The sequence below is a fragment of the Hymenobacter arcticus genome, assembly GCF_054779975.1.
Genome location: NZ_BAAGXF010000008.1, coordinates 178,795 through 205,239, shown reverse-complemented (window position 1 = coordinate 205,239; position 26,445 = coordinate 178,795). Strand labels below are relative to the sequence as shown.

Here is a 26,445-nt window from a genome sequence, read left to right as displayed (position 1 = left end):
ATAATCGAACGTCATGCTGAGCTTGCCGAAGCATCTCTACCGCTTCATTCAACGATGCGGGCGAGATGCTTCGGCAAGCTCAGCATGACGTTCTTTTTACTTATCTAATACTATTGACCTAGTACCACTTTCGCGTGGCGGATAACCTTATCGCCCAGGTAGTAACCTTTTTCAATCTCCTCAACAATCTTGCCGCGCAAATCGTCGCTCGGGGCCGGAATTTGCGTGATGGCCTCGTGCAGTTCCGCATCGAAGGCCCCGCCCTTGGCTTCCATCGGGGTTAATCCCTTCTGCTGCAAGGTTTTGCTGAGCTTGTTATACGTGATATCAAGTGCGTTTTGCAGCGCGGCCGGGTCGGCGGTGCCCTGCGTGTGCAGCCGGGCCCGGTCAAAATCGTCGAGCACCGGTATCAGGGCCACCATCAACTCTTGGTTGGCGGTTTTGAAGAGGTCGGTGCGCTCCTTAGCGGTGCGGCGCTTGTAGTTTTCAAACTCGGCCGCCAGGCGCAAATACTTGTCCTTGAGGTCAGCTAGCTCGGTTTCGGCGCGGCTGCTACCGGTTTCGGGCGCGGCGGCATCGGGGGCAAGGTCCTGCTCGCCGGCGGTATGCTCGGCGGTAGTGTCGTTCAGCGGCTGGTCGTCAGGATTCATATGTTTATCGTCGGTCATTTTCTGGAAAAAATGGCGGAATCGGCTAGTGAAAGGAGTTCCCATACGGGTACCGGGTCGGGCGCAAGGAGTTTGCCAAAGGTAGACAGGCTGCCAAGTTGGCACAAAGGCAGCCTTACGTTATCCTGTGCACCGTACGCCGGGCAGTGTAAAACTACCCATGCCAATCCTGTTGCCAGCTAGCTTTCTTCGCGCTTTAGCGGCTGCGGCACGTGGCGAAACTGCTTTAGCGCGAAAGCCGCCGCACCCGGTAAAGAAGCGATACATGCGGCCAGCATGTATTGGAGCAACGCCTGCCCATGCGGCACCTGCGGAATAAAGAATGGCCGGAACCAGGGCAGCCAGCAAATAGTAACGCAGAGCATAACATGAGCAGCTATCCACCAGCGCATACCAGCTTTAAAAGCCCCCGAAGGGTCTGTGATGTCACGTTGCACCTGCCGGCACAAGAGCCACATTGGGGCCACTGCCGCCACAAATTCAATCAGTAACGAAATGAATTTCAGGCAGAGCAATACGTAAAAGAAGCTGCCCCACAGTCCTAGTATCAGGGTGCTGAGAAGCAGCCCTGTTACAAACAGTAGCAGCAGTGGCTTTCTCCATTTCATGCTGCAAGCTACTCCTCAGTCAACACTCCCAAAACAAGGTTTTCAGCGGCCAACCAGCTTGTTGGGACACGCTGCTTATTTATCCACATCGATATCGGCCGCGCCTTCCGTGATAGCGATGCGCTGCACCCCGTTGGCTACGGTGAGGCGGAAGGTGCCAACGAGGCGGCGGGTGGCGGGCGCCCAGCTCGTTACGATAAACTCGGCCGGCTCACTGCTCAGCACTCGAAAGGTAAGCTCGTCGTAGCCGCCGGCGGCATTCTGCGCATTAGCCAATTCAGCGTATTGGCTGGGCCAGGCGGCCGACAGCTTGTAGGTACCGGGGCCCTTAAACTTGGGCAGGGCCAGCGTGAGGCGATGGGAAGCCGGCCCGGCGTTTTGGTCACGGGCAAAAACAACCAGCGTACTATCGCGGTCCAGCTTACCGGTTACCGGCCGGGGGTCACCCAAAAAGCCAACGAGAATAGTACCAATATTGGTGGAATTATTGGCCACCACCGGCTCGCCATTGGCTCGGAATACCGCAGTGGAGCTTTCGTTGAGGCGGCCCTGGGGCAGGGCGGGCTCCACTAGCTCTTGCGTAAGCGTGCAGCCAGCCAGGCCCGTCGCCACGGCCAGCACACTCAGGTAGTTGGTGGTTTTCATGGCGTGGTGGTAGCTGATGGGTTGCCCAGGGTCAGGGTCAGGAGGGCGCAAAAGAGGCTTTGCTGTGGGTTTAGGTTGGCTTGCAGGGCCAGCCCCCAGCGTGCGCCATCGGGGCGAAGGGGAGTTTGAACCCCTACTTCCAGGGGCAGGCCCAGCGCCTGGTATTGTCGGTAGGCAAATACGTATTCTTCGCTGCCCAAAACGCCGCTGTACTGCACCGAGTAGCGGTACTCGCCCAACTTACGCCCCCCCACCCAGGCCAAGCCTGCCGCCCCATACAGTTGCCCCCGGCCCAAAGGCAAGCTACGCCCAGCCAACAACCCCACCTCCGTTTGCCGGGAGCGGGTATTGACCTTGTCGAACCACCGGGAGCCCGGCCCCGAGGCAGCGCCCCGCCACCAGTAGCGCGCGCGGCCCAACAGCAGCAGTGGCCCGCGCTCATAAGCCAGGTACACGCCCACCGCGTTGCCCACGCCGGCTCCGGCCGACCAGCGCGGCGCGGGCAAAGGGCCGCTGGCTACCTGCGCGCTGGCAACCAGCGGCAGCAGCAACAAACTGTAGAGTATCCGCATTTGCTTGGCTACCTGCTTCTAGCGCCGACCAGCCGGCCCTTTCGCAAGTAGATAAGCCAAGCTACTGCGGACATTGCGGCGCAGCAAACCTTTCTTAGCTGTCAGCAGACACCGCTTCAGCAAGATTACCTAGCTTAACGCTTTTATAATCAATTGCTTATCCTATACGCTACCTGACTTTAGCCAGCTCCCTACTCTTCGTGCAACGCCTCCCAAATCAGGTCCTTCAGCGGCTGAATGTTCTTGTTGGTCAGGCTGGAAATGAACAGCGTGCGCGGCAAGTCGTCCGGTAAGGAAGCCAGAATCTCGGCTTCTAATTCCTCGTCGAGCATGTCGGCTTTGGTGATGGCCAGCAGGCGCTTTTTGTCGAGCAGGTCGGGGTTGAACTGCTCCAGCTCGCCCAGCAAGATGCGGTACTCGGCCGCGATGTCCTTGCTGTCGCAGGCTATCATAAAGAGCAGCATGGAGTTGCGCTCGATGTGGCGCAGGAAGCGGGTACCCAGGCCCCGGCCATCGGCCGCGCCCTCAATGATGCCGGGGATATCGGCCATCACAAACGACCGGTAGTCGCGGTAGGCCACCACGCCCAGGTTGGGCACAAGAGTGGTGAAGGCGTAGTCGGCAATCTTGGGCTTGGCCGCCGACACCACGGAGAGCAGCGTGCTCTTGCCGGCGTTGGGAAAGCCCACGAGACCCACGTCGGCCAGCAGCTTCAGCTCCAGAATTACCTGCTCCTCAATAGCGGGCTCGCCGGGCTGCGCGTACTGCGGGGCCTGGTTGGTAGAGGTTTTGAAGTGGTCGTTGCCCAGGCCGCCACGCCCGCCGGGCGTGAGAATGAGGCGCTGCCCTTCCTCCGTTATTTCGAGTTTCATTTCGCCGGTTTCGGCGTTGCGGGCCACGGTGCCCAGCGGCACCTGAATGACAATGTCCTCGCCCTGCGCGCCGGAGCGCAGGTTGCCGCCGCCGCCCTCGCCGTCCTGAGCGAAGAGGTGCTTGCGGTATTGCAGGTGCAGCAGCGTCCAGAGCTGCGAACTGCCTTCCAGAATAATGTGGCCGCCGCGGCCGCCATCGCCGCCGTCGGGGCCGCCGTTGGGCAGGCCCTTGGCCCGGAAGAAGTGGTGCGAGCCCGCGCCGCCCTTGCCCGAGCGGCAGTTGATTTTGACGTAGTCGATGAAGTTGTTGTTAGCCACGGGTTTATAGGTATCGTTATTAAAAAACTGTCATCCTTATCTGGCGTCCGCTTGCGAAGGACCCTCTCGCGTTAGTGGCCGCCGGGCTTATTTACCCAGCGATTCCAACCGTGATAAGGTCCTTCGCAATCGGACGCCAGATAAGGATGACAGACGGATTACAAAAAATTAGCGCCAGCCGCTACGCTTTTACCTCGCGGGTAGCGGCGGCGGGCACCTCGGGAACGGCCGCCTGGTGCTGGTCGATGATAGTGGAAATCTGCTGGAAAATTGCCTCGATTTCACCTATTCCATTGAGGGAGTGAAACTTGTGCTGAACGGCGTAGTAGCCGGCTACCTGGGCCGTTTCAGTGTTATACACGGTTACGCGGCGGCGAATTTTGGTTTCGTCCTGGTCGTCGGGGCGGCCGCTGGTTTTGCCGCGCTCTAGTAGGCGCGTTACCAGCTCTTCCTCATTCACTTCGAGGGCAATCATGCAGGCCACGCTGGTGGCGTGCTCGGCCAGCAGGCGGTCGAGGCTTTCGGCCTGGGCCGTGGTGCGCGGGAAGCCGTCGAAGATAAAGCCAGCGGCTTGCTTATTACTTTGCAAGGCACTGCCAATCATCCCGATAACTACTTCGTCGGGTACGAGAAAGCCATCGTCCATGAGCTTTTTGGCCGTTAGGCCCAGCGGGGTGCCTTCGGCAATTTGGGCGCGGAGCAGGTCGCCGGTGCTTAGGTGCACGAGATGGTACTTGGCAATGAGCTTCTGGCTTTGAGTGCCTTTGCCCGCGCCGGGCGGGCCGAAGAGGACGATGTTATGCATGGGAGAAAATCGAAAATGAGGCGCAAGCGCCAGGGCGGGAACGGAGAAGTAGCCTTCTAAAAAACGGGTTTCGGCGGCCTACACGGCCACGTACACATCGGGCAAGTTACGACCCAGGCCATCGTAGTCAAGGCCGTAGCCCACCACAAAATCATTGGGAATTTCGAGCGCGATATAATTCAGCGTCAACGGGTAGCGCAGGCTGGCGGGCTTAAAAAACATGGCCGCTATCTCGATAGAGGCCGGGTTGTTGGCTTGCAGCGTGGGCAGCAGGTGGTTGAGCGTGGTGCCGGTGTCCACAATGTCCTCGACCAGAATGATATCGCGGCCCTGCACGTCTTCGCGCAAACCCAGTATCTCCTGCACCTGGCCGGTGCTGCCGGTGCCCTCGTAGGAAGCCACGCGGATGAACACAATCTCGCACTCGCCCGTGTAGCGCTTGAGCAGGTCGGTGGCAAACATGAAGCCGCCCGTGAGCACCACCACGAACAGGGGCCGGCGGCCGGCGTAGTCGGCATTGAGCCGCGCAGCTACCTGGTCGATGGCCGTGGCGATTTCAGCGGCCGAGAGATAAGGCTTGAAAGCCTTGTTGTGGAGCGTAATGAGGGGGTGACCCATGCGGAGGGAGTGGCCTAGGTGGCCGTTTCGGGGGTGCAAAGGTAAGGGCGGTAACATAACCCCTGCGCGCCCACCGCGATTGTTGGCCGCAGTGCGCCTGCCTGCCGCGGGGCCGCCGCAGGCGCACCGCCCACTTTGCGTGGTGCCAAAACTGACAGGATGTAGGCCTTTCCTTAGCCGCAGGTTGCATTTGGCACCTCGCAGCCGCTACTACTTCTTACTTTGGGCGCTCAACAATACATCTTTTTCGGACCTTTTCCCAATGCCTACTTTTAGAAAAATGCTGACGCGCGCGCTCTTGGCGACGTTACTATTACCCGGCGCGGCCCAGGCTCTGGCGCAGCCGGCGGCTCAACAAAAGCTGATTTTAGCAGCCGGCCAGTTTGTGCGACAGCATGGCCGCCTGCAAGTGGTGGGCACCCAGCTCGTAGACCAGCGCGGCAAGCCGTTGGTGCTGCGGGGCGTCAGCCTAGGCTGGCACAGTCTGTGGCCGCGCTTCTACAACGAGGCGGCCGTGCAGTGGCTGCGGCAGGACTTTGGCTGCAACGTGGTGCGGGCCGCCATGGGCATTGAGGTGGGCGAGCGCAATTACAAGCAGGACCCGGCTTTTTCAAAAGAGAAAATAAATACCGTGGTGCAGGGTGCCATCAAGGCCGATATGTACGTGATTATCGACTGGCACAGCCACAACATCAACTTGCCGGAAGCCAAGGAGTTCTTCGCCGAAATGTCAAAGAAATACGCCAAGTATCCCAATATTATTTACGAGGTATTCAATGAGCCCGATCAGGAAAGCTGGCCCGAGGTGAAGGCCTATTCGGAGGAGGTCATCAAGGTCATTCGGGCCAACGACCCCGGCAACGTCATCCTGGTAGGTTGCCCGCACTGGGACCAGGATATCAACCTGCCCGCCGCCGACCCCATCAAGGGCTACAAAAACCTGATGTACACCATGCACTTCTACGCCGCCACGCACGGCAAGTGGCTGCGCGACCGCACCGACGCGGCCCTGCAAAGTGGGCTGCCGGTATTCATCTCCGAGTCGGCCGGCATGGAGGCCAGCGGCGACGGCCCGCTCAACCTCGTGGCCTGGCAAGAATACCTCACTTGGCTGGAGGCCAAGGGCTTGAGTTGGATTGTGTGGTCGGTATCAGACAAAGACGAGACGTGCTCCATGCTGCAAAAATCGGCCAGCTCCACAGGCCCGTGGCAGGATGCTGATTTAAAGGAATCGGGGCTGAAAACGCGGGAATACCTAAAGCGTTATAATACAGTTAAATAAGCTTAATCCTCTGCCCTATCAAACCAGGAAGATTAGGCTGGCACACCCACAAAAAAAGGAGACAGAAACGCAAGCGCTTGCGTTTCTGTCTCCTTTTTTTTGCACAACCCGTTAATAGCTAATTACTTGGAAAGCGTGTCGCACAATCGCTTCGGCGGCGGGCGGCACGTTTTGCACGAAGCGTACGTGGGGCTGGCTTAGCTCCGTGCGCAGGGGAACCGGCACCATGCCGGAGGTGCCGCCCACGCGGGCAATGTGCGGCGCAATTACCAGCGATACAATACTCATGAGCTTAATGAGGATGTTCATGCTCGGGCCGCTGGTGTCCTTAAACGGGTCGCCCACGGTGTCGCCGGTCACGCTGGCCTTGTGGGCCTCGGAGCCCTTGTACTGCATCACGCCATCGACGAGCACGCCTTTTTCGAACGACTTTTTGGCATTGTCCCAGGCTCCGCCGGCGTTACTCTGAAACATGGCCATGAGCACCCCGCTCACCGTGACGCCCGCCAGCGTGCCGCCCAGCACCTCGGGCCCGAAGGCAAAGCCGATGACAATGGGCGTAAGCAGCGCAATGGCCCCCGGCATTATCATCTCCCGAATGGCCGCTTGGGTGCTAATAGCTACGCACTTCTCATATTCGGGCCGCCCCGTGCCTTCCATAATGCCGGGTATCTCCCGAAATTGCCGACGCACTTCCTGCACCATGGCCATGGCCGCCCGGCCCACCGCCGCAATGGCCAGCGCCGAAAAAATGAACGGTATCATGGCTCCCACAAACAGGCCCGCCAGCACGTTGGCATTGCTGATGTCGATGGCATCGATGTGCGCCGTGCCCATGAAGGCCGCAAACAGCGCCAGCGAGGTGAGCGCCGCCGAGGCAATGGCGAAGCCCTTGCCAGTGGCCGCCGTGGTGTTGCCCACGGCATCCAGAATATCGGTGCGCTCGCGCACTTCCTTCGGCAGCTCGCTCATTTCGGCAATGCCGCCCGCGTTGTCAGCAATGGGCCCGAAGGCGTCGATGGCCAGCTGCATGGCCGTGGTGGCCATCATGCCAGCCGCCGCAATGGCCACGCCGTAAAGACCTGCTGCCTTGAAGCTTAGCACAATACCCGCCGCCAGCACCAGAATAGGCAGCACCGTGCTTTCCATGCCCACGGCCAGCCCACCGATAACGGTAGTGGCGTGGCCAGTGCCGCTTTGTTGCACAATGCTGTTTACGGGCCGCTTGCCCATGGCGGTGTAGTACTCGGTGATGATGCTCATGAGCGTGCCCACGCCCAGCCCCACCAGCACCGCGTAAAACACGTGGTTGGCATCGAAGGTGTAACCCCGAATGGTAATATCACCATCTGGCAACATCCACTTAATCAGCAAGTAAGAAAATACGCCCGATACGGCTACCGATACGTAGTTGCCAAAATTGAGGGCGGCCTGCACGCTGCCGCCTTCCTTCACCTTCACCAGCAAAATGCCGATGAGCGAGGCCACAATGCCCAGCCCGGCAATGGCCATTGGCAGCAGAATGGGCGACAGCCCGCCAAACGCATCCGTATTGCCCAGCCGCACTTCGCGGCCCAATACCATGGTAGCCAAGATAGTAGCTACGTACGAGCCAAACAGGTCGGCCCCCATGCCGGCTACGTCGCCCACGTTGTCGCCCACATTGTCGGCGATGGTGGCGGGGTTGCGGGGGTCGTCTTCCGGAATGCCGGCTTCCACCTTGCCCACGAGGTCGGCCCCCACGTCGGCAGCCTTGGTATAAATGCCGCCGCCCACGCGGGCAAACAACGCAATGCTTTCGGCCCCCAGCGAAAAGCCGGTGAGCACTTCCAAGGCCTTTTCCATCTCCACACCGCTGGCCGAGCCACCCAGGCGCACCACAAACAGCTGGTAGAAGATAATGAACAACGACCCCAGCCCCAGCACTGCCAGGCCCGCCACGCCCATGCCCATTACCGAGCCGCCCGAAAATGAGACTTGTAGTGCCCGGCTCAGCGAAGTGCGCGCCGCCTGGGCCGTGCGCACGTTGGCTTTGGTGGCAATTTTCATCCCGATGAAGCCGGCCGTGGCCGAGAACACCGCCCCAATCAAAAACGCAATGACAATCACCGGGCTAGACCGCTCGCCCGTGAAACCCAGGTACCCCAAAAACACCGAGGCGATGAGGGCAAACAGCGCCAGCACCCTGTACTCAGCTTTCAGAAAAGCAATGGCCCCGTCGGCGATGTAGCCGGCAATGGTGCGCATCTTTTCATCACCAGCATCCTGCCGGGCTACCCAGCCCGCGCGCAACCAGGTGTAGAGCAGGGCTACTATACCCAGCGCGGGTAGCGCGTAGAGAATAAATGGCATAAGCAGGATGAGAATTAGGGTGGGAAGAAGGGTTGCTAAACCCATGATAATGAGCGAAGCCGAGCAAATATAGGTCGGTCGACCTGCATTTACTCGGCTTCGCAGTATGGCACTTTGGACACCTACATCTTGCGGAAGAAATTCACGGAAACCCGTTCAGTTATCCAGTATAAAACGTAGCAGGCAAGCGTGACTACTGGGATTGCAAGCCAGTAATAGCGCGTGTAATTTACTAATGAGCCCGTCGTGGATACAAGTAGCCCGCCGCACAAAATAAGTAGCGGAAAATGATAGAGGTAGAGCGAAAAGCTAAAAACACCAACCGGATGAAAGGCCCGCACGGCTAAGTTGCGGCGCGCCACCCGTCCGGCCAGCAACGCCGAGATAGCCAGTACCGCCAGCAATACCGCGACCAACCCCGAGAGCACCTTCAGCTTTAATATAGCCAACGGCAGTAGCAGCACGGCTAACAGCAATATGCTGATACCCAGCAACCAACCCGATGCCTGCCGAAACCAGGTTAGCCAGGCAGTGCGTACCACTACATCGTAGAGTGCGACGCCGACTGCAAAATAAAAATTATAGGTAATTAAAAAGTCTATAATAAATCCTCCGTTGTAATGAAATACATTATTACCAATACCCAATAGGTAGAACAACAAGGATACCCCATAATAGGCTCGAATGCGCCAAAAGGCCAGCGGCACTGATAAATAAAACAATGCCTCGGGCAGCAACGACCAATAAACAGAATTATACCCAATAAATAGATTGCCCTGTCCTGGCAAAAAGACTAAAGTGCGTGTTAGTGCTAGCAGGTTGAAATGCCGTAGGCTATCCCAGGCTACTAACAACGCGCTATTCAGTTCGCGGTGCTCAGCCTTAGTCAGCATCTGAGGCACAAAATGGCCGATAAGTGCTAGTCCACCAGCAGCCAACAGAGCGGAAGCCAGGTAAGGAGGATAAATTCGCACTGCCCTATTTAGGTAGAAAGACGCAGCTGCGCGGGGCTTACGCTGCTGCGCATACCGAATAAAAAAGCCGGATAACACAAAGAAGAATATGACCATCTCGTATCCCGCCGAGCTAAGCATATCGAAGGCGAAAGCCACATACTGCCAGATGCTCCATGCTACCCGCGGAAAAACGGCTAAGTAGTCATGACCGCCAGACCATAATATGTATTTAGCATGGTAAACAACTACATAGAACGCACAGAAACCCCGCAAACAGTGCAAAATATCAAGTTCCTGATAAGATAAATGCCGGATTGGAGGGATAACTACCACTGGCACAGCAACGGGAGAGGGATTGGTAATCACTGAACTAAATTTTAAACTGCTTACTGAATTGACAAAAATACTGCTTTGCCTTACAACTCGCGCATTAGCACTTCATACAAAGCTACCATGCTGGCAATGTCAGCTTTAGCTACAATCTCGTTGGGCGAATGCACTTCGTCTTCGGGTGCACCCACAAAGCACCAGTCCCAAGGCACATCGCTACGCTGCAAGTCCTTCGCATCGGAGCTCCCAGTACCCTCTACCTCCACTTGGTGCGCGATGCCCGATGCCCGCGCAATGGCCCGGATGCGCTCGACGTAGGCCCGGCGCGGAATGAGCGAGTCGCGGAGTGAAATAACGCAGCCGTTACCTGCTTTTACTCCCTCCGTTACCCAGGTAATATCTGCAATCAGGGCCTGACGCACGCCGTAGCTTTCGTAGATAAACCGGGCCAAGCATGGCACCGAGCCGCCGCCGTGCTCCTCCCAGCACGAAAAGGCGATGATGCCATGCTCCAGCGTTTCGGCCAGGCGCAGGGCGGCCCACACCCCGAGGCGATTATCGAGGTAGCAGCTCTGCACGGCAGCGTCAGTTTCTCGAAAGTCGCAGGCAAACGTGAGGCTGGTGCCGGGGTCAATATCACGGCTGAACTCGTAGCCCAGCACTTCGGTTTCTGCCTCATCTGCGCTTCGCTCCACCGTTAGCGTACACTCTATTTCGCCTTGCGCATCTCGCCCCACCAGCCGGTAGCCCGGCTCACATTCTGGCCCACCAATGGGCACCAGCTCACGGCCATACCGCACTGTGAAGCCAATGCTGTCGAGGTGCGCAAAAACGGCCGTCCGGGGCTGCCCGAATACCAGCAGCAGGCAGTCCTGAAACCGGCTTTCGTCGTGCACCACCAGCGGCGGATGCCGCCAATGAGCACTATGCTCGCGCACATAATTCAGGATATAGGCAGTCAGCCCTGCCTCCTCCCCCGAGGGAGCCGGCAGTTGGCACAGCGTTTTCAGCAGGTGCATAAGCTAATGAGTAAGTCGGTTAAACTGCCAAAGCTAGAGCCGCTGCCGTACTTTCGTATGGCCGAGGGCTGGCTTTTTTCTGCCCTATTTGCCCATATGTCCCTTCTCTCCTGGTTTTCGCGTAGTTTGCTAATAATATTGCTCCTCAGCAGTAGTATTCTGCTAAGCCAAGCACAGCAAACTACTTCCCGCGATACCATGCGCCTGCGCGTTGGCCAAGTGCCCGCCATGCGCACCGTGGCCATCGACACGGTGAGTGTATTGCCCACCGCCGACACCAAAGGCTGGCTCCTACTAGACAAGGATATTCAGTTGGAGCTAGATGGGGCCGTGCAAAATCTCTACAATTTCAAGTACGATAAGGCCGAAAAACAATTTCGCTCGCTGCGGCGGCGCTATCCCCACCACCCCATGCCCTACTTCCTGCTGGGCTTGAGCACATGGTGGAAAATAATGCCCACTAACTTCGACAGCAAGCAGTACGACAAGTTGTTCTTCGCCTACATGGACACGGCCAATACTTACAGCGAGCAAATGATAAAGGCCGACCCGCACAATTACGAGGCCTATTTCTTCCTCTCGGCCGCCAACGGATTCGACGCCCGCCTCAATGCCGAGCGTCACAACTGGCGCAAAGCCACCGTCAGCAGCAAGCGCGCCCTCACCTATCTGCAAAAGAGCAGTGAAGCCAACGGTCTCAGCCCCGAGTTCTTATTTGGCGAAGCCTTGTTCAACTACTACGCCGTCTGGATTCCCGAAAATTATCCGCTGCTTAAGCCCGTCCTACTATTTTTTCCCAAGGGAAATAAGCAGCTAGGCCTCAGTCAATTACGCACCGTAGCCAACACTGGCTTCTATACTAGTGTTGAAGCTAAAGTATTCTTAATGAAGCTTTTGCACAACGATGAGCACCAAACGGCCGCTGCCATGCCCATTGCCCGTGGCCTGGCCCTCAAGTACCCCGATAATGGCTACTTCGCCCGCTTCTACTCCCTGCTTTGCTTCGACCAAGCCGACTTTGCCGAGTGCGAGCGCGTAAGCCGCGACATTCTCATTAAAATCAGTGTAGGCCTCCCCGGCTACGAAGCCAGTAGCGGCCGCTACGCCAGCTACTTCATGGGCTACCTCATGCAGTACAAATACCGCGACCTCGCAAAGGCTAAAGACTACTACCAGCGTTGCATTGTATTTGCCGAAAGCAACAACGAAACTGATGGCGGCTTCTATTTATTCGCCAATGCCAACCTGGCCCGTATGGCCGACCGCGACCGCGACCTTCCCGCCGCCCGCCGCTACTACGAAGTATTAGCTGATAAGGCCGACCATAAGTCTGACCAGTACAAAGAGGCGAAAGCTTGGCTAAAAAAGAATTCTTAATCTTATAGTTTATATCTATGGAATTGTCCGACTTATTTCTAGCGCCGCTTTATCTAGGAATATTCTATTTTATTGCGTACATGGTGCGCCCAGCAGTTACAAACAAGTTTACCCGGCCTTATTTTCTTCCTGGTCTTACCCTCAAGTTTGTGGGTGCTATTGGCCTGGGTTTAATTTATCAGTTTTATTACCACGGCGGCGACACATTCAATTATCTATATCACGTTAAAGTAATTGCAGCAGCCTTTGACCACTCTTTTTCTACCGGTCTCAAATTCTTAACAGATGATGGCGGAAGTCAAGACCCAGCACTGCTTCCATACATCTCACGCATGTTCTGGCATCAGGCAGGTTCTACTGAGTTTCGCTTAGCTAGGCTTGCTGCGTTCTTAGGTTTATTCTGTTTTAATAATTATACCGTAATCGCGTTATTCTTCGCGATTATAAGCTTCAGTGGTATGTGGGCCCTATACATAACCATGGTTAAGATCCGACCCCACGTATATAAGGAGTTGGCTTGGACTATGTTTTACATGCCATCCCTATTTTTTTGGGGTTCAGGGCTACTTAAAGACTCCTTGTGTATCGGCGCATTAGGCTGGCTGTTCTATGGCTTCTATCGTGGCACCATCCAAAAGCAAGCTATCCTTAAAAGCCTACTTATTGGCGGCTTAGGCGCGTATACTTTATTTAATATAAAGGTGTACATTTTACTTTGCTTTTTACCAGCCGCGCTGCTATGGGTGTTCAATGAAAATAATGCTCGCATAAAAAATAAAACATTTCGACTCATTGCTAAACCAGTATTTTTTGCAGTAGGTGGACTTATCGCTGTATATGCAGCTACTAACCTGACAAAAGGCGACGAAAAATATGACGTCGATAAGATTGGTGCTCGCAGCAAGCTGACCGCTGATTATTTATATGAGGTTAGCCAAAAACAGGAAGGTTCGGCTTATACGCTTGGTAGCCAAGATGGCACTATCGGTGGAATGGTCAAACTAGCACCGCAAGCCATCGCAACTGCACTATTCCGACCTTTTTTATGGGAAGCTCGCAATCCTGTTATGTTACTGTCAGCGTTGGAAGCTGGTTTTTTCCTACTGTTTACGTTACGTATTTTTCGACGAACGGGAGTTTGGTCAACGCTCTCACTTATCAGCCAGACACCCGTTTTATTAATGTGCTTCGTTTTCTCACTTATTTTTGCCGCATCAGTTGCTATTACAAGCTCGAATTTTGGAACCTTAGTACGTTACAAAATTCCCCTTATCCCATTCTATTTAGGAGGGTTATATATTCTTCAAAGCATTGCGGCAGAGAAAAGCCGTGTACGGCGGCCTAATCTAGTCCAACGGCAATTGGTCTAATTAAGTAGCATTATGCGATAGTTTAGGTTTTAGATAACTTTAGTCGAATTTATTGACCATTGCATGTAAAAAACTCTGCATGTGTATGATGTCCTGGGCTCAACGCAACTTAGCTTTTGCAATTCCGAGGCCCTATAGCTGTTTCGCAAACCGCTTATCCAATTTCAAGTGGGCTGCACATGGTAACCACAATGGTTAAACCAGTGCTGGGCGTCTTGACTGCTAATCCAGTCAATAGCCGCCTGCAGGGCTACTTCCAGTGCCGCTCGGCTCTGGGCCTGGGCAGTGCGCACCGCCGTTTTGAGCTTGCTCTACGCCTGCTCAATGGGCGAGAAGTCCGGGGAATAAGGCGGCAGAAATAAGAATTGTACCCCACGCTCGGCCAGCCACTCACGCAGGCCGCCAATCGTATGCACCGCTAGGTTTTCTAGCCCCAGCACGTCCCCCGAGCGGAGCGTTGGGGCTAGAAAACGGTTCACATACAGCGCGAAGCGCTCGTAATTGAGCGCCCCTTCGAAGAGTTGCATCGCCCCCAGGCCCTGGGCCGAAAGCGTGCTGAGCGTGAGCGAAGGCCCGCGTTGGAGTGGCACGGCTTGCCCCACGCGCTGCCCGCCGGGGGCGCGAGCGTAGCGGCGGCAGGCATCCAGGCACAGCCCTGTTTCATCGAGAAAATGAAACCGGCGGGTATCGTAGTGCTGGGCTAGGGTTTCGACCTAGTCCTGACTCAGTGCCACCACGCGGGGCGTGTCGCGCTCATGCGCGTGCAGGCTTTTTTTTGCGCCGCAACTTATGCTCTTGCAGCACCTGCCAGAGGCAGGTTTGCCCCACGGGTCGCCCGCCCTGCGTCTGCCAGGCCTAACTCGACCAGGGTGGCATCTGGGTGCTGGCCGACATAGGCCACGAGCCAGGCCTGCGACGCGGCATCGAGGTAGCGGGCACGGCCCCCCGCTGGCCGGTTTAGCCGCCAGCGAGCCGGTCTGGCGCTCATGGCGCAGCAGCTTTTTAAGAAACGACACGCTCACCCCAAACAGGGCAGCAACGGCGGCTTGCAGGACGCCCGGCTGGCGGTAGGCCGCCACCACGCGTGTGCGTAAATCAAGCGAATAAGCAGGCACAGGTCTTGCTCACATAAACGCTTAGATAAGGGACAAGTAGTTCACGAAACCGCTATCTGCAAGACTCCTAATTAAAGTCCAGCAACTTTTTCTATTATATATAAAAAACTTATTCAGCAGGTCTAATTTGCTAATTATTCTGTTTGATTCGTGCAAAACAACCCTAAAAAATTGCTTTTATTAGCATGTACCGAATAGTGCTGCTCAACTGTGGCTCGTGCAGCGTAACCGAGTTGCGCTCGCAGTTCAGGATTTGCTAATAGCTGGCGCAGACGCTGCTCCCACTCGGCTGGAGTAGCACACACGTAACCGTTTTGACCATCTTGCACTACCTCTGTATTCATCCCTACCGGTGACACTAGGGCTGGAATACCCAAAGCCATGTATTGCAATGCTTTAAAAGAGCACTTCCCTTTTGCCCACAAGTCATCCTCCAGTGGCATAAGCCCCACATGAAAACCTAGCAAATCTTCTATTTCAGTATTCTTGCGCCAGGGCATAAAGACGAGCGAGTTCAAGGGTATTGTAGGAGACTGGTTAGAGATAACCCTAAACTCAAAATCCAGGCCTTCTTCTTCCAACTTCTTCAGCACGGGTATTACCTGGTCTAGGTATTTAAGGGTGGAGTGGGTTCCCGTCCAGCCAATAACCAGGCGACCGGGTGCGCCTTGATTGCGCACCTTATTGTGCAGATACTCGGTATCAATAGTAGTTGGGTTTACTATGGAATGTGGGTTGAACTGCCGGGCATACGCAGCCAGGTATGCATTGCCACAGCTGTTTTTAGAGGCCCACCGACAAATACTGGCTACTTTCTGGTGCCATTTCATACCGGCTGCCAGCTTGTTAGCTTCTGAGGTATTGGCTAACCAAATAGCATCGTCAAAGTCGTAGATTAGCCTTTTACCCAACAACTTGGCAATCACCCATTCTAGTATCGGGGGGCCAAGGGGAGCGGCTTCCCGGTGGATAAATACAAAATCGTAGGCTGGCACTGTGAATAGCAGCCTTAGTCGCCGGCCAAATCCCCCTAGAATACCCAGCGTTTTGGCTACCATTTGCCCCGGCTTGTAGAGAATATTCCACGTGGCTTCCGATAGAAATGGGGCTAGCCGATACTGGTGCCCCTGGGCCGTCAGCGCATCGAGGTACTGCTCAAAGCGAAACCGCTGCGACGGGGCCCGGCCCGGCGGATACGGAACAAGAAATAAAATGCGCACAATCAATGACTCAAATAAGTAACACGTTATCACCCCGTGGGAAGTAGCGCTTTGTACGCCGCCCGGGCCCGGTCGAGGCTGCGGTAGTGAATGGCCAGTGCTCGAATATGGTTGCGGTAGTCAGCTTGTTGCATAATAGCTGAAAGCTGCTTCAGTGCCACCTGTATGCTACCCGGCTGAGCTAGGTCAAATACTGCCCCCCCGTTCTCGGCTTCAATAATAGCCGAGTCATCGCCCACGCCGGGCGTTACCAATACGGGCAAGCCACTGGCCCAATACTCTCCAATTTTGATAGCTGAGCAAAATAGGCGGCAAGGGGCGGGCTTTATAGTCGCGAAAGCTACGTCGGCCGCCGTTAGGTAGTCGGGCACTTCGGCATGCGGAGCCTTTGTAACGATAGCTTCGGCCTCTAGGCCTACCGCAGCTAGCTTAGTACGCACTTCCTCAATTGGGTCGGGCGTGAGAATGACAAGGCGAAAAGCCGGTCCGAAGTAATCAGCAGCGGTGCGAAACACCTCGAATGCTTCCGCATCATAGTAGATACCGCCAAATTTGCCCACGTAAATACCCACTACCGCCCCGGCAGCCAAGCCTAGCCGTTGCCGCACACGTTGTCGGGCTTCCAAATTGAATCCAAACGCACTGGTATCAACTGAGCACGGCACGGTAGCAATACGGCCAGCAGATACGCCCTCTTTTATGAGTTGCTGGCGATAATTCTCGGCTACGGGCATCAGCCCACTAGCCAATTGTTTCTGCCGCTTTTCCCAATGCCGCTGAAACAGGTAACGCGGGTCGTAACGCCGCCATACTCCCGACTCCAGCATGTAGTCAGCGTGCGGCTCAAACGACTCGACGTAAAACGGCAGTTTGGTTTTCTGCCAGACCAAGTAAGCTAGTGCACCCGCTGGAGCACCCCGCGCTAGAATAAAATCAGGTTTAAATGCTGCCACCTGCTTCACTAGCTCTTTTGGGAAACGCGTAAAATCCTCTATCTTGTTGAGGATAACGTTGCGGCCAGGCTGCGAGCGCAACGGCTCGAAGGATATTTTGCTTACCGCATACCCTGGTTCAAATTGTAGTTTAGCCTGCGCCTGGGAGCCCCGCTCTACTGTAACGAGCCGAATTGCGGCTACATCGGCCCGGTCTTGCAACAGCCGCAGGTGCGGAAATATCGTGCTGGTGGTTAGTCCGTCGAGCAGGCCCCAGTAGCCTAGATAAAGAATGCGCATAAGTAACTCCGGTAGGTGGCCCGGCCGCTAGCCTTTCAATAGCCCCACCAGCTGGGGCCCAAGTGCGATGCGTGCTAGCAGGAGCACAACAGTTTTGGGGCTCAACCCGGTTGCGGCCTGCCAGGCAAAGCGAAAGGCCTGCACCCGGTGGCCATCAGCATAGGCATGAATAGTACAAAGATAGTAAACCCGCCCAAGCAGCCGACGGCGCTGGTCCGCCGTGAGGCTCAAGTGCTGTTGCATCCAAATGGCAGCGAGCGCCAGTCGCCGAATCAGTCCTTGGTTGTCGGCCCGCATTGAGCGCTGGTCATGGTCATTCATAGTAAGGGTCACAGCATCTATCAAGTGTACCTCTGCCCCATGCTGGGTGTTTTCCAGCATGAACATCCAATCTTCCACAGCCGCATAGCGGCGGTCTTCCTCAAATCCCTTTAAGGTAGGGTTAGCTCGGCGTACGCATACATTACAAGCTAGCGCATTACCTTGGATAAAGCTCTCAAACCCCAATCGGCCCGCTGGCAAGGAGCCTAGGTCAGAAGGCCGTCGCTGACCGTCGCGGTCAAAGTCATACTTGGTAGCAATGAAATCAGGCGGTACGGTCGCTGCCGTAATGGCATCGTGTAGCGTACTCAAGTGGTTAGGATGCAGAAGGTCATCTGAATCCAGAAATAGTACATACTCTCCTTTCGCATGGGCCAAGCCGTAATTACGAGCGGCGCCACGTTCAGCATTTTCTTTAGGCAGGTAGTGTAAGCGTGGGTCGGTAAAGGACTGCACAACTGCTGCTGTATTGTCCTGGCTGCCATCATCTACAATCAGCACTTCCAATCTAGTAAATTCTTGTTCTAATACAGAACGGAGTGTAGAACCAACAAAACCAGCACGATTGTATGTGGGGATAACAATAGTAAAAAATGGATTCTGACTCATACTTGGTAAACAGATAGACAAGACTATTAGTCCCATCACAACAAAGGACCGGCACAGAACCGGTCCTTTGTTGTGATGAAGTTATTTCATCAATAATTATACTAAGCTTACCAATACTACTCGTGGTAGTTATATACTTTATGGCCACCTTTCAACAGGTATTCGTCGCGACGGAATAGCTCTACGTCGGCTGTCATCATATCTTTCACTAGCGATGCTAGGTCGTGTTTCGGCACCCAGCCAAGCTTAGTTTTGGCTTTTGTAGGGTCGCCAATCAACAATTCTACTTCCGTAGGCCGGAAGTAGCGCGGGTCAATTTCGAGTATTACGTCGCCGGCCTGCACTTTCGCATCCGGGTTGTTTACGCTTACTACATGACCTTTTTCTTCCACCCCTTCACCCGTGAAGGCAACTTCAATGCCTACTTCGGCAAAAGACATCTTCACAAAGTCGCGTACAGTCGTCGTTACGCCGGTAGCAATGACGAAGTCCTCCGGCTCATCTTGCTGCAGAATACGCCACATAGCTTCTACATAGTCCTGCGCGTGGCCCCAGTCACGCTTGGAGTCGATATTGCCGAGGAAGATTTTACTTTGCAGACCTAGCGAAATACGGGCTACACCCCGCGTGATTTTACGCGTTACAAAAGTTTCGCCGCGTAGCGGACTCTCGTGGTTAAAGAGAATGCCGTTGCAGGCAAACATGCCATAAGCCTCCCGGTAATTCACCGTAATCCAGTAAGCATACATTTTGGCTACTGCATAGGGCGAGCGCGGGTAAAATGGAGTGGTCTCGCTTTGCGGCACCTGCTGCACCAAGCCATACAATTCTGAGGTGGAAGCCTGGTAAATACGGGTTTTCTTTTCCAAGCCCAAAATGCGAATGGCTTCGAGCAGGCGCAGCGTACCAATACCATCAGCATTGGCTGTGTACTCGGGCGTGTCGAACGATACCTTCACGTGTGACATAGCTCCGAGGTTATAAATCTCGTCGGGCTGAATTTCCTGCACAATGCGAATCAGGTTCGTCGAATCGTTCAAGTCTCCGTAGTGCAGCGTTAAACGAACGTTGCTCTCGTGGGGGTCTTGGTAGAGGTGGTCAATCCGGTCGGTGTTGAATAGCGACGAGCGGCGTTTTAAACCGTGAACTTCGTAGCCTTTGCTAAGCAGTAATTCGGCCAGATAGGCACCGTCTTGGCCCGTAATACCGGTAATGAGAGCAATCTTCATAAAAGAATGAGGTTTGTAAAAAGCAGCTATTTTGCTTGTAAAGATTATTTTTAAAATGATGCCTAACTAAGGCCTACCCAACTGCAAAAGTATTAAGGAATCAGCCAGGAATTTTGTATTCATCAACCTCAGCTATGCCGACGTCAGCCAATAGCACTTCTGCCACGCGCCGGGCATTTGCTTGCGAGCCAAATTTTTGCCGCTCTACGCCTTCTACGAACTGCTGTATGGCCGCGATATACGCGTGGTATTCGGCGTAAGGCATCCGCAACAAAAACTCAGCTAGCTCGGCATCAGTTGCAAATGCCTGCCGGTCAATAAAACACCCTTCTGGCACAAAGCGCCGAATATTCGGTTCGCCTAAATAAACTGGTACGCAGCCGGCGAAGAGACAATCGAATAATTTCTCCGAGATATAGCCTGGCGTACTGGTATTCTCGTAGCAAATAACAAATCGGTAGGAGCGAATGACGGCAAGTTTTTCTAGGGGCGGTACAGGCCCACGGTTCAGGCTTTTTATCGCCCGCTGACGCGGCACTGCTACGAGGTCGGCCAGCCAATCGGCGATTGACCTTGGTAGTACCCGCTGCAATATCCCTAACCCCCGAAAACTGCGGTATGCTGCCGGGTCTACCCCCCGGCTATAAAAAGCAAACTGTTGCGGTAGGTGTTTGCCAAACCAGCGTAGCGTACGGTAGCGGGTATAAAGTAGGGAGTTCGATTCAGGCTTAGGTGGGGTAAACTGAAACATGCCCGCCATCAGCACTAGTAGTTTTCGCTTACTAAACTCTTCCTCCGTTACATCCTGAAATGCCGGGTAGCTATCGAGGTCAATCGCGAAGTAATGGTGAATGTATTTTTCACCATCAGCCAAATTATAATCGAACGTGAAAACGCGGTCAAAGACGGCGTGATTCTCTTTCATCCATACTTTTGGATAGTATGTAATAGGCTCGTTGAGTAGTAGATATAACCGCTGCCCTGGCTGCCGATGATAGGTTTGGAAGAAGTCTACTACATCGAGCCCGATAACTAGCTCAGACTGCTCAGGCGGATGTATATCCTGAGTAGCCAAATCGATACCTCTTTCGGCTAGTTGTCGGCGAAGTTCCGCGAACATATACCCATAATTCTTGACCCCTTTGATGGGCAAATCGGAAAAAATGCGGTTCTGCAGAAAATCCAACTCATCCAAAACAACCAACGTAGCTTTCATATCAGACAAAATATATGCTTAAGCAATAATTTATTGCGCACATTACCCAGCACGTGAGAGATGCACTTTTTAATTTACCAACTTATACCGAAATTTTAGGTAATATTTTTCCAGTGCGCTACTGTATACTAGTTTATCCATAGCTGCCATCAATGCCGGGTGGCGGTCATATTGATGCACGATAGTAGGGCGGGTTCCTTTGCCATCTAGCACGAAACCTTCTGCATCGAGCACAAAATTAGGCTCAGCTCCCACAGTCAGTACGGGCGAATCTTCGTTGTAAAGTCGAATCACCGGTTCCAGCTTACCTTGTTGCAATAGTCTGTTGTGCACCGCTTGGTCAGCGCAATCATAAGCGTCCCGCAAGGTCATAATTTCTCGCAATAGCGCTTCCAGGTAAGTCTTCACCCTGTGGGTTGGCCCTAGTGTAGTGCCCGCGCAACTAATAATGTGAGGAGCCATTTCCAGCATAACCTCTTCTCCATACCCATTCTTAATCCAAGCACTGTTATACTGACAATCAGCAGTCTTTCGAGTCCGGCTTTCCATCGCTACATACAAGGCGTTCTCCATGTTGAAGTCAAATGGGTCGCGCTGAAACACTACATCGCGCACATCGGTAAGCAGTACTTTTTCAAACTCTCCTTCATGCTTTAATAAATAATCCAAGTACAAGAAGTGCCGAAAATTATAAATATGAATAGGGTCAGGTAGCAATTTAAAATTATCAGGGTGCGGCTTAGCTATATACGGGAAAATCGTATTATAACGAATTACTTCCACCCCTATACTCTCCAGCTTTTTAATGGAGCTTTCACCGGTATTAGGACCGGCATATAAAACAGCTTTTCCCTTAAATGGCGTTTTAAATAACGATAGGAAAAAACGTGACAAATGAAAGAAATTATAATTGTCACTTATCGTTAGAATGAGATTGTTTTGCATACAGAAATTGATTTACAAATTTGCTAATGTCTCGGTCAAAAAAGCTATATCAACCACCACATCCTCACTATTAGGCACTGCTAATGAGCCCGAGCCTACTACCGCTGTGCAAGGAACTGCATAGTACGCTAGTTCTAAATTAGAAGCTAGCTGGAAATAGCACAAGTTGCAAATAGTGTTGTTCATCAACTCAATGATGGTTGCACCACTGTCCAGAAACAGCATATTGGTTAGGTTAGCACCATGCAGGCCGATAAGTAATTCCACACCTTGCATGGATGCCACCTGCTGTTCAAAGCTCATGCCCTCAAAATAGATAATCTTGATGCCATACTGGTCAAATAAATCCGCTAGCTCTGCCTCGTTGGCTAGCCGCCTAGCTTGCTGCTTGCTACGCGAAACGTACAGCCGCTTACCAGCGGTGTTGACGGTCGTGCCAAAATGACCCAGGGCCTGCTTCACCTCACTTCTCACCCGGCGTATTAGTTCTGGGTCCTGCTTGCCTGGCGGAGCCACGTGCGAGGGCATAATCAGTTTTTGCACCTGTACAAATTTTTCAGTCGGCACTGGTTGCAATAGCGGGAAGCCCAGCGCTTCGGTAGTGACCTGGATGTAGTTGCGGACTGGCGTGGGCGACAGCAGCAGGCAACTGGGGTATTTTTCACGCAACAGTAGAAGCCGGGGCAAGGAGTCTACCAGCCAATGATAATAGTTACCGGCGGCCCAATGGTCATAGATGAGCCCGACTGGCTGGGATATAGTCGTTTTTTTGGCCATCCACTGCCGAAGCAAAAAAGTACCCGAAAACTCTTCCTCAAAAATAGGGTAAGCGATGCTGGGCACAAATAGCTGGAGGCCACGCAGTACTACCCCATGCCAGGATACGCACACCTGGTCGAACTCATACAAAAGATGGGCCGGCAAGCTGGCTTCTTCCTCAAACCACACTTGAATGGCGGGAGGCAGCACACGAATGTTTCGGGGAGGTGGCCGCTTTCCCAACTCTCTAGCTGGGTGTAGTAATTGGCTTACTACCGGAAAAGGACTTACCAACGTTTGCGTTTTATTAACAAAGCGAACCAGATTGCTAATAAGAGTTTTAACTTTTCCCAACATATTAATGGTCAATTCTTACTTGACTTACAGCCCTCCTTACCAGAACTGCCTACCAGCTGCTCACGGCTACTTAATACGTTTTGCCAGGCCGCCCAGGCGGCAGTAGCGCCCGGCTGCATTAGGAGCTGCTACCAGATAAGCCAGTGAGAAAAATCGAGACATAAGCACCTCTCTTCCCCGATGCGCATTCCCATATACATACCTGGGTTGGAGCTGTATGCACCGATAAACTTGGTGGAATTGGCACAAATATCCATGCTGGCAAAAAGCTTTAGATGCTGATGATACTTGAATTCTCGGCTTTCTTTCAAAAACTCGTAGTGAAAATAGCCACGCTCCGTAGGGCTGCATAGCGTATAAAAATGCCAGTCTTGGTACTGCGCCCGCAACTGCTCCATTATGCGATAATCATCAGTCAGGATAAAGGCATGCTTCGTGGTACCCAATTGCTCGGCGGGTACCATGTACTCGCTAAAGTCAAATGTTTTGGTTTCGGTAAATTTATCACCTGCACGAATATGAATGCTAATATATTCTGAATTCGCAAGGCCCGCAGATTTTATTAGGTTGGCTATCAATGGTGCGCTCTGGGCGTTGTATTGCCAGAAGGCAGCTATTAGCTGCTGAGTCACGTCAAGCACGGACGCATTGTGAAATCCTAATTCCGGAATATCAAAACGGGTATCGGCGAAAGACCGGTCGCGGTGCAGTTCCCATAGGTCCTGAGTCAGGTATGTCACCCCAAATAGTGCCTTATAGGCTGCTACTATAAGCTCGTACTTTATCAGCTTTTTCAGCGCAGGCTCCCGGCTACCGCTCAGCACGGTAGGACGAGTACTGTAGTCCTTATTGAAGCGATGATGGTTTACGGCTACAAAAGGCAGAAAAAAATCATTCCAGGCATCGCGCCAGGCAAATTGCGTGAAGTCGGAATATAACTCAAATTTAATATTGTGCTTCAGGCAATATACCATTGCCAATATCATATTATTATATTCCGAAAAAAAGCCGGCTTCTACGCCTAGTCGAAAGACCAACTTTTTCTTAAAGGAATTATTGAGTTCGGTGTACTTAGCAAGCCACTCATCATTTTTCATTGGAAGCAAAGCAGAAGAGTTTTTAAGTAGTCAGCTAATAACCGCCTAGCCTGTGTAGCCTGCGCCGAAGAAATGCTCGCCGGCCTAGCACATGCTGGATATGACAGGCGCACTAATACCAACTAATAGCCTATCTCTGCAAAGATACGCCGGATAAACCAAGCAAGGTTTCTGACTGTCTTAGCGGGCTCTCATAAGTAATTACCCCGTCAGCAGGCTTAATTTTGTGGGATGCGTAGCCTGCTAGCTATGTTATCGATGCAATTGGTGAGCCAAAATTATCATCAATATATTATATATTTTTTATTTATGGAAATCGTCACAGTTATTATTCCAACGCATAACTATGGAAGATATATAGCCGAAACGTTGGACAGCCTGCTTGCGCAAACTTATCCGCACTGGGAATGCCTCATTGTAGATGATGGCTCGGTGGATGACACTAGGGAAGTGGTAAACGCTTATGTGGCAAAGGACCAGCGCTTCCGCTACTTCTATCAAAATTGCCAAGGCGTATCGGCTGCCCGTAACTACGGGCTCAAGCAGGCCACTGGCACCTACATTCAATTTCTGGATGCCGACGACCTTTTACCTATCTGTAAGCTAACGCGCCACACCGACTATCTCCGGCAACACCCAGAGGTTGACATTGTGTATAGCAGTGTGCGGTATTTTGCTAATAACGACCAGAGCAAGCTAAGTTTTTCGTTTGATATGGCTAATATCGAATGGATGCCGCAGGTTGATGCCACACCTTATTCAGCCCTCTCGCACCTGATGCACCGCAACATCATGCCTATTCACGCTCCCCTATCACGAGCGGCGCTGCTGAGCAGGGTGGGGTCGTTCAGTAGCACTATGAAACACTGCGAAGACTGGGATTACTGGTTTCGCTGTGCAGCCATTGGCGGGCAAATTCGCTACCTGGATGCGCCCAACGCCATCGCGCTCATTCGTCTCCATCAAGTCAGCGCGAGCCAAAACGGCGCAGCTATGCTGGTCGGGGGCGGGCTGATGATGGAACAATTTGTTAACTACCTTAAGCAACACCCCACCCACATCCGGCGCTCGCAGCAAACAGCCCTCAAACGCATGCGGGCTATAGACTTGCTTCGGCAGCGTAAGCTTGGTAGCGGCCTGTTGCTGGGCCTGAGCACTGCTGGCCAACCCACCGAAGGCGACGCCAGCCTGCGCGATGTATTGTTTTGGTTTAAGAAAATGCTATTCGCTTCCGGTCCCGTCCAACCCTAAGTTAAGATATGAAGCAGGATGAGGATTTTGTTGTGTAACCATTAACTTAAGAGTCGCCTTATCCATGGTTGAAATATTTTCTCCAATAGATAAGCTGCACCAGTGCAGATAATCAAGTAAGCTATCAACCGAATTCCAAATGTCAAGGGATTCCCAGAGAACAGCACTACATAAGAAAAAATAACTATAATAGGGAAATGTATAATATATAATCCATAAGATATAGTCCCCGTATTCGATAGCCGCTTGATAAGCAGGGCACAGATATCCTGTAATTTATTTTGAAACAAAAAGACCAAGACAGCCGCTACGTAGAATAGTGTTGGTATCAGTAAATCAACCGTATACCGTTCACCTGAATTACGCAAAAAGTGATAAAAGGTGAGTGCTGGTGAAAAAATTATCAGTCTTAAGATATGCTTTTTGAAGCTAATTCGATGACTAGCAAAAACGAGAACTGTAACGATGCAAAATGGTAGATAAGATAAATCTAAGAACTTTATTTGCTCATCTGGAAAAGACAACTTATACGGAGCAATACTAATTATCGCTTTCGAAATAATTGTGGTTAAAACGTTTAACTTTTCCAGAGATACTAATAGCAAGAGCATGCTTACCATCACTGGAAAAGAAGTACTATCCGGGGACTGGCAATATCTAGCCAAGATGAGTCCTACCAACCAAAATGTGAATCCTAAAAAATAATCCGAAACCAAGTAAAACCCTGAGAAATACGCAGTTACGCCAATTATAAGAACAATTACGCTAGTAGCAATAATATTTAAACGCAGAAAAGATATCGGTATAAATAAAAGATAAAAAATCACTTCGTAATTAAGTGACCAAGCAGGGTTATTTTCAAATATAACCGGTGCCAACATATTTTGTGTTAAAGTTAGATTACTAATAATTGTCAATGAATTGTAAGAATGGATAGCTATTAAAAGCGCAAAGATTATACATAGTATGTATATGGGGTATATTCTAACAAATCTCTTTTTTAAGTAGCCTGAAATATCATTTATTTTCAACGGCTCACTGTGCGCGCGTCCAATCACGTAGCCCGATAGAACAAAGAATATCAGTACGCTTAAATGCCCTGGCGCAACGAAAGAAAACACTCCACTCGGCTTATAATGCGGGTCTAAAAGGTAGGGATATAAAACTAAATGATGCCACACCACTACGATGGAAGCTACCCCACGCAATGCCTCCAAGTTTAGATTAAACTTGCGCGGCTGTGGGTTTGTAGCAGGCAATGGCATTGCAGTTTCTTTTCCCATATACGCATTTTACTACAAT

23 protein-coding genes and 1 pseudogene are annotated in these 26,445 nt (G+C 52.6%); 4 read left to right on the top strand and 20 right to left on the bottom strand.

What is annotated here, in order from left to right; translation table 11 throughout:
- Positions 1-110 precede the first annotated feature (110 nt).
- The 7 genes from ACYVGC_RS15170 to ACYVGC_RS15140 form a co-directional block, all read right to left on the bottom strand.
- Positions 111-668 (bottom strand): nucleotide exchange factor GrpE, encoded by a 558-nt coding sequence (locus ACYVGC_RS15170; protein ID WP_460584685.1) that lies wholly within the window; start codon positions 666-668, stop codon positions 111-113.
- A 179-nt stretch (positions 669-847) separates the two neighbouring features.
- On the bottom strand, positions 848-1,276 hold the full coding sequence (locus tag ACYVGC_RS15165; protein WP_460584684.1) for a hypothetical protein: 429 nt from the start codon (positions 1,274-1,276) through the stop codon (positions 848-850).
- Between the two features lie 75 nt (positions 1,277-1,351).
- Entirely contained in the window at positions 1,352-1,921 is a 570-nt protein-coding gene (locus ACYVGC_RS15160) for a hypothetical protein (protein WP_460584683.1), read from the bottom strand.
- Positions 1,918-2,493: a hypothetical protein gene (locus ACYVGC_RS15155; RefSeq protein WP_460584682.1), complete on the bottom strand. Its 576-nt coding sequence runs from the start codon at positions 2,491-2,493 to the stop codon at positions 1,918-1,920. The genes ACYVGC_RS15160 and ACYVGC_RS15155 overlap by 4 nt, the downstream gene beginning before the upstream one ends.
- A gap of 191 nt (positions 2,494-2,684) precedes the next feature.
- Complete coding sequence (gene obgE, locus ACYVGC_RS15150) at positions 2,685-3,683, bottom strand: Obg family GTPase (protein ID WP_460584681.1); 999 nt, start codon at positions 3,681-3,683, stop codon at positions 2,685-2,687.
- 181 nt (positions 3,684-3,864) lie between these two features.
- Positions 3,865-4,488, bottom strand: coding sequence for an adenylate kinase family protein (locus ACYVGC_RS15145; RefSeq protein WP_460584680.1), 624 nt, complete (start codon positions 4,486-4,488; stop codon positions 3,865-3,867).
- Positions 4,489-4,566: 78 nt separating this feature from the next.
- Positions 4,567-5,106, bottom strand: coding sequence for a phosphoribosyltransferase (locus ACYVGC_RS15140; RefSeq protein ID WP_460584679.1), 540 nt, complete (start codon positions 5,104-5,106; stop codon positions 4,567-4,569).
- A 280-nt stretch (positions 5,107-5,386) separates the two neighbouring features.
- Between ACYVGC_RS15140 and ACYVGC_RS15135 the strand changes: the two genes are divergently transcribed.
- A complete protein-coding gene (locus tag ACYVGC_RS15135; RefSeq protein ID WP_460584678.1) occupies positions 5,387-6,388 on the top strand; it encodes a glycoside hydrolase family 5 protein in 1,002 nt (333 codons plus the stop codon).
- A gap of 111 nt (positions 6,389-6,499) precedes the next feature.
- Here ACYVGC_RS15135 and ACYVGC_RS15130 read toward each other — a convergent pair whose 3' ends face one another.
- From ACYVGC_RS15130 to ACYVGC_RS15120, 3 genes are all read right to left on the bottom strand, one after another.
- Entirely contained in the window at positions 6,500-8,740 is a 2,241-nt protein-coding gene (locus tag ACYVGC_RS15130; protein WP_460584677.1) for a sodium-translocating pyrophosphatase, read from the bottom strand.
- A 122-nt stretch (positions 8,741-8,862) separates the two neighbouring features.
- Positions 8,863-10,062, bottom strand: a complete 1,200-nt coding sequence (locus ACYVGC_RS15125; RefSeq protein WP_460584676.1) for an acyltransferase family protein — start codon at positions 10,060-10,062, stop codon at positions 8,863-8,865.
- Positions 10,063-10,112: 50 nt separating this feature from the next.
- Complete coding sequence (locus tag ACYVGC_RS15120) at positions 10,113-11,045, bottom strand: M20/M25/M40 family metallo-hydrolase (RefSeq protein ID WP_460584675.1); 933 nt, start codon at positions 11,043-11,045, stop codon at positions 10,113-10,115.
- A gap of 96 nt (positions 11,046-11,141) precedes the next feature.
- Between ACYVGC_RS15120 and ACYVGC_RS15115 the strand changes: the two genes are divergently transcribed.
- Positions 11,142-12,422, top strand: coding sequence for a tol-pal system protein YbgF (locus tag ACYVGC_RS15115; protein ID WP_460584674.1), 1,281 nt, complete (start codon positions 11,142-11,144; stop codon positions 12,420-12,422).
- Positions 12,423-12,439: 17 nt separating this feature from the next.
- Positions 12,440-13,792: a hypothetical protein gene (locus ACYVGC_RS15110; RefSeq protein ID WP_460584673.1), complete on the top strand. Its 1,353-nt coding sequence runs from the start codon at positions 12,440-12,442 to the stop codon at positions 13,790-13,792.
- 311 nt (positions 13,793-14,103) lie between these two features.
- Here ACYVGC_RS15110 and ACYVGC_RS15105 read toward each other — a convergent pair.
- The 9 genes and pseudogenes from ACYVGC_RS15105 to ACYVGC_RS15065 form a co-directional block, all read right to left on the bottom strand.
- A pseudogene (locus ACYVGC_RS15105) lies at positions 14,104-14,457 on the bottom strand (IS630 family transposase); the annotation flags it as partial.
- A 584-nt stretch (positions 14,458-15,041) separates the two neighbouring features.
- The gene (locus ACYVGC_RS15100; protein ID WP_460584672.1) at positions 15,042-16,127 is read right to left on the bottom strand and encodes a glycosyltransferase family 4 protein; all 1,086 of its coding nucleotides are present in this window, start codon (positions 16,125-16,127) and stop codon (positions 15,042-15,044) included.
- Between the two features lie 29 nt (positions 16,128-16,156).
- On the bottom strand, positions 16,157-17,359 hold the full coding sequence (locus ACYVGC_RS15095) for a glycosyltransferase family protein (protein ID WP_460584671.1): 1,203 nt from the start codon (positions 17,357-17,359) through the stop codon (positions 16,157-16,159).
- A 27-nt stretch (positions 17,360-17,386) separates the two neighbouring features.
- Positions 17,387-18,289: a glycosyltransferase family 2 protein gene (locus ACYVGC_RS15090; RefSeq protein WP_460584670.1), complete on the bottom strand. Its 903-nt coding sequence runs from the start codon at positions 18,287-18,289 to the stop codon at positions 17,387-17,389.
- Between the two features lie 116 nt (positions 18,290-18,405).
- Positions 18,406-19,518, bottom strand: coding sequence for a GDP-mannose 4,6-dehydratase (gene gmd / locus ACYVGC_RS15085; RefSeq protein ID WP_460584669.1), 1,113 nt, complete (start codon positions 19,516-19,518; stop codon positions 18,406-18,408).
- Positions 19,519-19,618: 100 nt separating this feature from the next.
- Positions 19,619-20,734 carry a glycosyltransferase family 10 domain-containing protein gene (locus tag ACYVGC_RS15080; protein ID WP_460584668.1) on the bottom strand — a complete coding sequence of 372 codons (1,116 nt, stop codon included), beginning with the start codon at positions 20,732-20,734 and terminating at the stop codon, positions 19,619-19,621.
- A 69-nt stretch (positions 20,735-20,803) separates the two neighbouring features.
- Entirely contained in the window at positions 20,804-21,679 is an 876-nt protein-coding gene (locus tag ACYVGC_RS15075) for a hypothetical protein (protein WP_460584667.1), read from the bottom strand.
- Between the two features lie 12 nt (positions 21,680-21,691).
- Positions 21,692-22,648, bottom strand: coding sequence for a glycosyltransferase family 61 protein (locus ACYVGC_RS15070; RefSeq protein ID WP_460584666.1), 957 nt, complete (start codon positions 22,646-22,648; stop codon positions 21,692-21,694).
- 275 nt (positions 22,649-22,923) lie between these two features.
- Entirely contained in the window at positions 22,924-23,892 is a 969-nt protein-coding gene (locus ACYVGC_RS15065) for a hypothetical protein (protein ID WP_460584665.1), read from the bottom strand.
- Positions 23,893-24,123: 231 nt separating this feature from the next.
- Between ACYVGC_RS15065 and ACYVGC_RS15060 the strand changes: the two genes are divergently transcribed.
- Positions 24,124-25,143 (top strand): glycosyltransferase family 2 protein, encoded by a 1,020-nt coding sequence (locus tag ACYVGC_RS15060; protein ID WP_460584664.1) that lies wholly within the window; start codon positions 24,124-24,126, stop codon positions 25,141-25,143.
- A 41-nt stretch (positions 25,144-25,184) separates the two neighbouring features.
- On the opposite strand, the gene ACYVGC_RS15055 is transcribed toward ACYVGC_RS15060, so the two are convergent.
- Positions 25,185-26,426, bottom strand: coding sequence for an acyltransferase family protein (locus ACYVGC_RS15055; protein ID WP_460584663.1), 1,242 nt, complete (start codon positions 26,424-26,426; stop codon positions 25,185-25,187).
- Positions 26,427-26,445: the final 19 nt, after the last annotated feature.